This is a genomic window from Kitasatospora sp. NPDC059812 (assembly GCF_042732075.1).
Classification (GTDB): domain Bacteria; phylum Actinomycetota; class Actinomycetes; order Streptomycetales; family Streptomycetaceae; genus Kitasatospora.
Genome location: NZ_JBHWIO010000049.1, coordinates 63,016 through 65,133, shown reverse-complemented (window position 1 = coordinate 65,133; position 2,118 = coordinate 63,016). Strand labels below are relative to the sequence as shown.

Annotated in this window: 2 protein-coding genes; both read left to right on the top strand. The window is 75.2% G+C overall.

Annotation, left to right across the window (positions count from 1 at the left end; genetic code table 11):
* The first annotated feature begins 168 nt into the window (after positions 1-168).
* The gene (locus ACFV6D_RS23585) at positions 169-690 is read left to right on the top strand and encodes a GNAT family N-acetyltransferase (RefSeq protein ID WP_380378067.1); all 522 of its coding nucleotides are present in this window, start codon (positions 169-171) and stop codon (positions 688-690) included.
* A 40-nt stretch (positions 691-730) separates the two neighbouring features.
* Positions 731-2,011, top strand: coding sequence for a GNAT family N-acetyltransferase (locus tag ACFV6D_RS23580; RefSeq protein ID WP_380431079.1), 1,281 nt, complete (start codon positions 731-733; stop codon positions 2,009-2,011).
* The last annotated feature ends 107 nt before the right edge of the window (positions 2,012-2,118 follow it).

Genomic DNA, 2,118 nt, shown 5'->3' with positions numbered 1-2,118 from the left:
CCTCGGACTCGCCCACAACGGCACGACCTGGCAAATCCAGGCCACCACCTGACAGCACGGCCCGGATCAACCCAAGATCTTCATCAGCCTTCTAGCGCCCCGGCTCGCGCCGGGGCTGTCGGCGGCAGGCGCTAGCGTGGCCGCGTCGATCACTCGGGAGGAGACGCGATGAGGCTGCGGGACGTCGAGGCGGGGGACGTCGGGGCGTACGTCCGGATGCGGTGCGACGCGGTGATGATGGCCGAGCTGGGCGGGCCGCTGCCGGAGGAGCGGGTGCGGGAGCGGCTGCGCAAGGACGTCGTGGAGGTCGCCGAGGACCGTTCGTGGATCAAGGTGATCGTCCCGGACGGCGCCGGGCCGGAGGTGGTGGCCGGCTCCGTCACGCTCTGGTCGCACGAGGAGGACGGCGCCGCCGTGGCCGAGATCGGCTGGATGGTGCTGCCCGAGTTCCAGGGGCGCGGCCTCGCCAAGGCGGCCGTCCGGGAACTGCTGGACGCGGCCGCCCGGGACGGCCGGTGGGGCCCGGTGCACGCCTTCCCGGCGACGGCCAACGGCCCGTCCAACGGGATCTGCCGGGCGCTCGGCTTCCGGCTGCTCGGCGAGCTGGACGTCGACTTCGCCAACCGCGTCCTGCACTGCAACCACTGGGTGGTGGTGCCGGGGGAGCACCGCGCATCGGGCACGGAATAAATGGGATGCCGCCCGAAAGCGACGCCCGTACGGTGGCCCGATGGGCAACACAACCGATGACGGGGCCGTCGACATCGTGAACGGCCTCCAGACCCGCGCGATCGCCGAGAGCGAGGTGGCCGCGTGGGACCGGGCACTCGCTCTGGGCTTCCTGCGCTCGCACGCGGAGAGCACGGCCGACTTCCGCCGCCTGCAGTGGGAGCCGGGCCGGATGCTGGCCGGCTTCGACGGCGACCGCTGCATCGCCACCTTCCGCAGCTTCGACGTCGAACTGACCGTCCCGGGCGGGGCCACCGTCCGGGCCGACGCCGTCACCGCCGTGGCGGTCAGCGCCACCCACCGCCGCCGCGGCCTGCTCGGCACGTTGATGCGCCGCGACCTCGCGGCCGCCGCCGAGCGGGGTTCGGCGGTCGCCATCCTGATCGCCGCCGAGTACAACATCTACGGCCGCTACGGCTTCGGCCCGGCCACCCGCGGCCACGGCTGGAACATCGACCTGCACCGCACCCGCGGCCTGCGCGACGGCCTGCCCACCGTGCCCGGCGGGCGGATCGACTTCGTGACCATGGAGCAGGCCCGCGAGCTGGGCCCCGACCTGCACGAGCGCTGGCGGCGCACCCAGCCGGGCGCGATCGCCCGCGACGAGCTGTGGTGGAAGCGGAACACCGGCGAACTCCAGTTGCCGGGCCACGAGTTCAAGGAGCCGTTCGTGGCCGTCCACCGGGACGCCGACGGCACGGTCACCGGCCTGGTGGCCTACCGGGTCGACGACGCCTGGGACGGCAGCTACCCGAACTGCACCCTGACCGTGGCCGACTTCCTCGCCCTCGACCGGGCGACCGCCGCCGAGCTGTGGCGCTTCGTCCTCTCCGTCGACTGGGTGCGCAAGGTCGTCGCGGAGAACATCGGCCCGGACGACCCGCTGCCGCTGCTGCTCCAGGAGCCGCGCGCCGCCACCCCGTACGTGGACAACGCCGACTTCACCTGGCTGCGGGTGCTGGACGTGGCGGCCGCGTTCGACGCCCGGACGTACGGCGCGCCCGGCCGGGTGGTCCTGGAGGTCGAGGACCGGCTCGGCTACGCCTCCGGCCGCTGGGCGATCGAGGTCGCCGCGGACGGCACCGGCCGCTGCACCCGGACCACGGACGACGCCGACCTCGCCCTGGACGCCTCCGAGCTGGCTTCGCTCTACCTGGGCGGCGAGACGGCGCCCCGGCTGCTCGCGGCCGGCCTGCTCACCGAACTGCGCCCCGGCGCGGCGGTCGCCGCCGACCTGCTGCTGCGCACGCCGCTGCAACCCTGGAACCCGGACGGCTTCTGAGCGGCGCCGTCACGCCGGGGGGGGGGCCCGCCCCCCCCGGGGGCCCCCCCCCCCCGCCCCCCCCCGGCCGCGGGGGGGGGGGGGCGGGGCGGGGGTGGGGCGGGCGG

Bases quoted from the DNA above. Each gene is read 5' to 3' on its own strand.
- ACFV6D_RS23580 (WP_380431079.1), top strand. From the start codon at position 731: ATGGGCAACACAACCGATGACGGGGCCGTCGACATCGTGAACGGCCTC.
- ACFV6D_RS23585 (WP_380378067.1), top strand. From the start codon at position 169: ATGAGGCTGCGGGACGTCGAGGCGGGGGACGTCGGGGCGTACGTCCGG.